This window comes from Succinivibrio sp., assembly GCF_045124615.1.
GTDB lineage: Bacteria > Pseudomonadota > Gammaproteobacteria > Enterobacterales > Succinivibrionaceae > Succinivibrio > Succinivibrio faecicola.
The window spans coordinates 1-5316 of record NZ_JBGVMC010000390.1 but is presented as its reverse complement, the minus strand read 5'-3'; the positions used below and the strand labels follow the sequence as shown (position 1 = coordinate 5316).

4 protein-coding genes are annotated in these 5316 nt (G+C 32.8%); all 4 read right to left on the bottom strand.

The features are described 5' to 3' along the window. On the bottom strand, positions 1-705 hold a 705-nt coding region (locus ACJML3_RS10435), incomplete at its 3' end, for a hypothetical protein (RefSeq protein WP_406023022.1). A 1-nt stretch (position 706) separates the two neighbouring features. Continuing rightward, entirely contained in the window at positions 707-1273 is a 567-nt protein-coding gene (locus ACJML3_RS10430; RefSeq protein WP_406023020.1) for a hypothetical protein, read from the bottom strand. Positions 1274-1461: 188 nt separating this feature from the next. Continuing rightward, positions 1462-4272, bottom strand: coding sequence for a TraM recognition domain-containing protein (locus tag ACJML3_RS10425; protein WP_406023018.1), 2811 nt, complete (start codon positions 4270-4272; stop codon positions 1462-1464). A gap of 395 nt (positions 4273-4667) precedes the next feature. Then, on the bottom strand, positions 4668-5018 hold the full coding sequence (locus ACJML3_RS10420) for a hypothetical protein (RefSeq protein WP_406023016.1): 351 nt from the start codon (positions 5016-5018) through the stop codon (positions 4668-4670). Positions 5019-5316: the final 298 nt, after the last annotated feature.

The following is a 5316-nucleotide window of genomic DNA, read 5'->3' as shown; positions in this document are numbered from 1 at the left end:
GTTCAAATAGAAATTGAGATTATGAACAGGAGCCTTTAAAAATTCCCTTATAGCCTTTGTAAAATATATATTCTCCCTTAAAAGATCTGATACTGATGATACACGTAAGACTCTTTGTGAGTTTAAAGAGGTGATCCTGATATCCTTTCTTTTAAAAAGAGATGACTTGCTGATACTGCCAATACTTCTCTTACTGTTGGTGCTGTTATCACTTATCTTATCAGTTAGAACATCATCTGTATTTTGAGTATCTGCTTTTGATTTTACAGAAGATGCAGTTGAAGAATTTTTACTGACAGACTGGCATAAAGGCTCTTTATTATTGTCATTTTTACAGTCACTTTTACAGTCATTTTTACAGTCTTTTTTACAGTTATCTTTGCTGACAATTTTTGCTCTGTGCTCAATGAGAGGATCTGCTTTAACTTCATTATTATCAGCATCATCAAAGCAGTATGAATTTAAAGCTTCATTATTTGTGTGGCTTGTATCTTTAATATCTTTTTTGTCTGTTTCAAAATTAATTAAGCTGTCACAATCCTCTGGAACAAGCATGCTAAAAAAAGAGCTTTTAACCTTTCTCATTCTCTCTTTTATAAAGGATATATCAGCACTTTTAGCAGATTTAAAAAGGCTGTTTAACCTATCATTGTCTGATACTGTTCTTGCAATATTTTCAAAGCTTTTTTTAATTGATTCCTTCACTTTAAAGTTCCTTTTTTATGATGTTGAAAAAGAACATTCCAAATTTGATACCAGTGAAAAATGGAATAAGAGGAAAGAGGATCATAAGATATGCTATTGAGCAGAATACCGGCTGAAAAATCACAAAAACACACAGACTAAAAACAGTTACAGCACAAATCATTAAGATTAGTCGTATTCTTGACAGGAAAAGAAAACCTGCTGATACTGAATTTAGCAGATATCTGCCAAAGAGCATTCCTGAAATGAAGTTTGCCGCATATACAAGGTAGGTAAAAAATCCTGTCAGTATGACAGTGAATCTTAACTTTAGAACTGATGCAAAAGGAAAGAGATTATCAGTATTAAAAAGTCTCATGATATTATGAAGTGATTTTGATGAATACTCTGTATTCGGTTTTACTGATTCATACAAAAAGCCTGATATGCTCCTGACAGTCTCAATTTCTCCAAGATATATGCTTTGAGATGATGAGCTTGAGCAGCAGGATGTAAAAATCAAACTCATGAAAATAATAATGAGAGCACCTAAAAACAGCTTTGAATTCTCGGCTATGACTGAAAACATTTAAACCTCAGTATAAAATTATCTAACTATCCATCCTTTTATGTTGTTTTTTAAAATTTTGTTTTTTTTGTTTAATTTCAATAAATTATTTTGATTTCATGTAATTTTTATGTGATTTTTTTGTTATTTTTGTTTTTTTAATCGTTGTTGTTTATTTTTGATTTTTATGATCTTTTGGAAATTTGAGTTTATTTCTGCTCAATGTTTGTCAGATTATTTTTCTCTTGTCTGTTTTCATAAGTTGTTTTTTTCTTTTTAAACCTTGAGTAGATACCAGATAGATATTCCTTGGTGAGTATTTCATCAGATTTGCTTCTTTTTCCTATAAAGCAGTCATTCTCATAATCATAGTTATTCAAAAGCCCGCTATCTGACAGTATGTCATCGATATCATCAAAACCATCATATAGATCAGAAGATTCAATATCGGATTGAATATGTGAAATAAATGAATCATCAGATGCTAAAGCCCCATTAGTTTTAGCTAAAACTGAAGCTGTGCTTGATGATTTTCTGTTATCTGATTCATATGACTTGTTAAAACAATGCTCATTTTTTATATCTGACAGTGGCTCTTCTGCCTTTTTTGATGAGTATTGCAATGAAGTTGTCACTTTGCTTTCAAACTCGTCTTTAAAGCTATAATCTTTTTTATCAGCAATATTTGATGCTCTTTCATATATGCCTTTATTTGCATCTGAATCAGTCATGTCAGTGCACTCTTTAGAACACTTGTTTTTAGTGACAGCATCTTGCTTTTTGCGTCTTTGACTTTCTGTAAGCTCTTTTAAAATGCTTTTTGAATCAATCTTTTCAAGATATGGAAAAACGCCTTTGACAAGTCTTCCGTCTGACAATTTTGCTATATACTCAAAATTTGGAAGACGCATGATTGCATCATATGGAAAAAAGGCACAGTCCATTTCTCTAACTGAGTGTGACTGATTAAATCCAGTTAAGAGCTCCTGTGTATCTGAGCTTTGAGAATAGCCTCTTGAATGAACATTCTTTCTGGTATTTCCTGTAAGCCTTGATATGAGCATTGCTGTCTGCTCTGAATTTACTCTGCAGCATATAAGATTATTACAGTTATCAAGAATTTTTGATGCTGTATACTCACCTGCATCCTTGCACAAATCAGCATATGACTGAGTTGCAAGTGTAAGAGCAAAGTTTGCACCACGACTCTTGTTTAAAAGCATGACAAGCTCTTGAGTTATGATTTCACCTGCCTCATCGACAAAGATATTCACTCTTTTGTCTGTTGCATTTAAAGAACCGTCTGCGTTGTATATAAGTGATGATAATGATGTAAGCTCAGATAGAATAAGTTTTCCTACACTTACAGCTCTTAACCTGTTTACAAGTGAATTTAAAGAAACATATAAAATACCGCTTTCATTGTAGATTTGCCTAATATCAACTGCATTCTTTCTTGAATTTAAGATCCTGTCAAAACCGTTCTGACTTAATGCATTTAATAGACCATCAGGTGAGTTTGTCATTTTGACAAAATATGTCTCATCAATCATGCACTGATCAAAAAGACTCTCAAGCTTGAGGTTTCTTGTGACCTTGTTTTTTGGCATGGCAGGATCACGCTCTTTATCAAGATTTAGAACTGGTGAATTTAAAACCACCTTTTCACCATCAATTTCAGTCTCAATACTTTTTGATATGAACTCATCCTCTCCTTTAAGCTCATATTTATCAAGAAGTCCTAAATACAGTTTTCTTAATGCCTGAGCCTTAAATAAAACAGTACCGTACTTTGATGCACTTCTTTTCTTTTTTGTACTGTTTTCTAATGTTTCATCATCAAGGCTGTCTTGATACAGGCTATCATCTTTATTTGCATCCTTTGAAAAAAGCGATTCATCAAATCCATACTCAACAAGCGATGTTTTCAGTTTTGTAACACTCTCTCCTATGCCTTTGAAAAATCTCTGTGTGTAGTCATAGGCATAATAGGTATTTATGGATGCTACAAACTTAATCATCATCACCTTTATGGCCTCATAGTATGTATCTAAAGATAGATGATTCTTGATGTTTGCAAAGTTCAGATCGTAATTGAGCTCCTTTAGAGAAATAATAGTATTCATGATGGCGTTTTGTGCATATGATTTAAAAGCATCCGATGTCATATCATCGTCTTTACTGATGCAGGCTATGATCTGCTCTGCTATCTTGCACTCATCCTTACAAACTGACAGAAGATTGAAACTCTGTTTTGCACTGTCAGGCTCATTAAGATCAAGACTATAAAACTGCTTTTCCTTTAAACAAAGCTTTGAACACTCAATAATCTGCTCTTTAAGTTCTCTATCAGCTTTAGGATCAATAACTATCACAACCTCATTTCTTAAAATTGCCTGCATGATTTGAAGAATAAAGAATTTTGTTTTACCAGTACCAGTTGTTCCAAAGAACATAGTATGTGTGTTTAATGATCCTGTTTTTATAAAAACATTATTGCACTCTTTTTTACCTAAATTGTGGATCTGATTTGAGCCTGTCTGTGTGTTCTCATCTCTGATATCAAAGGAGCTTGTAAGACCGTCATTTAATAGATCATATAAAGCTCTTGAATGTTTTGGCTTGAACTCATATCCATTTCCAAGATAAACAAGACTGCAGTCTTTCAAATATTCAAAATCAAGAGCTCGCCCTTTAAGAATGTTCACTACCTGTCTGATACTAAGAACAAAGAAGTTACTTATATTATCAACTGATGGATTTTTGTCTTTATTAAAATAATAAACACATCCTATAACACTAATAGGCATCAAAAGCTGCATCAGATATACAAATGGGGTTACTAGAAGAAACAACACTGCTGCAAATACAGCTATGCTTAGAAATACAAGATATATATAAGATGATCTCATATCCTTTAAAAAAGGCATTCTCAAAAGATTCTTCTCAGACTTTACCGATCGGTCAATAAAGCTGATGACTCTACTAAAAAAGGATTGGTAAGCTAATTTTAAATTCATACAGATACTCTCAAAAATTTTTTAAGATTGTATCTGACGTGAATTTCTTAACTATGCTTCAAATGGCGCAAAACGCCAATTGATCTAAAAAATACCTTTTAGATCATAAGGATATGATTTTTAAAAATTACTTTAGATAGACTTGATTTGCATGGGTAAAGATTTAGATGGAAGGGACTGAACAAATAATATAGAAAACGTATATATTTTCAGGCCACATATTTTAAAGAAAGAAAATCAACACATTGAATTAGTTGACATTCTCTCTTGCAAAAGCAAGATAATTACTACCGCAAAGATTAATTGCTTAGCTTGTTTTTATAGGTTGAAGCAGCAGCTCTCTTAAGAGGATCACTTTGACCTTGGATTAGAGAAAAGAAAACACTGAATTTGGTTCAATTTTTCCCTTCAAGATGATCCTGATTTTTGGGTACAAAAGACGGATCAACTTCGCATGATATTGACGGATCACTTTCGTGATTTTTAACATCATCGACGGAAACATCCCAGACTCCCTTTTTAGGCTGCGTTACCTTTGCAGGGATCACAATGTCAGTACCAGACAGCGAATAATATGCCGGCTGACTTCCTGTTTTTAAAACGGCACCACTATTGACAAGCCCCATCAGTGCACTATAAATATTCGGTCCATGATTCTTGTCACCATAGATGGCCTCAGCCAAGGCAAGCTGTGTCATGGTCCCATTTGTTTTTAATAAATCAACAATTGTTTCCTTCTGACCCATATACTACTTCTCCTTTATGTATTTTCTACTTTTTATGAGGCTTCGTACATAGTTGTGGGTAAAAGCAGAAGCCTCTGAATAATATATTCGCTTTGTTGTACAACAAAGTTGCTCTAAATCTTTAACTCATTGAAAAACCAACAAAAGTATTTCAACGCATCAATATTTATACATAAACAAAAAATTAGATTACTTTTCTAATCGACATGATTTGGAAAAGTAATCTTAAAAGTTTTTTAAAGTTTGGAAAAGTAATAATCACTTTCGTGAAAAAGGTAACATTTGTAATGATTAGATC

Excerpts from the sequence above, each read along its gene's own strand:
- ACJML3_RS10430 (WP_406023020.1), bottom strand. The coding sequence starts at position 1,273 with ATGTTTTCAGTCATAGCCGAGAATTCAAAGCTGTTTTTAGGTGCTCTC.
- ACJML3_RS10420 (WP_406023016.1), bottom strand. The coding sequence starts at position 5,018 with ATGGGTCAGAAGGAAACAATTGTTGATTTATTAAAAACAAATGGGACC.
- ACJML3_RS10425 (WP_406023018.1), bottom strand. The coding sequence starts at position 4,272 with ATGAATTTAAAATTAGCTTACCAATCCTTTTTTAGTAGAGTCATCAGC.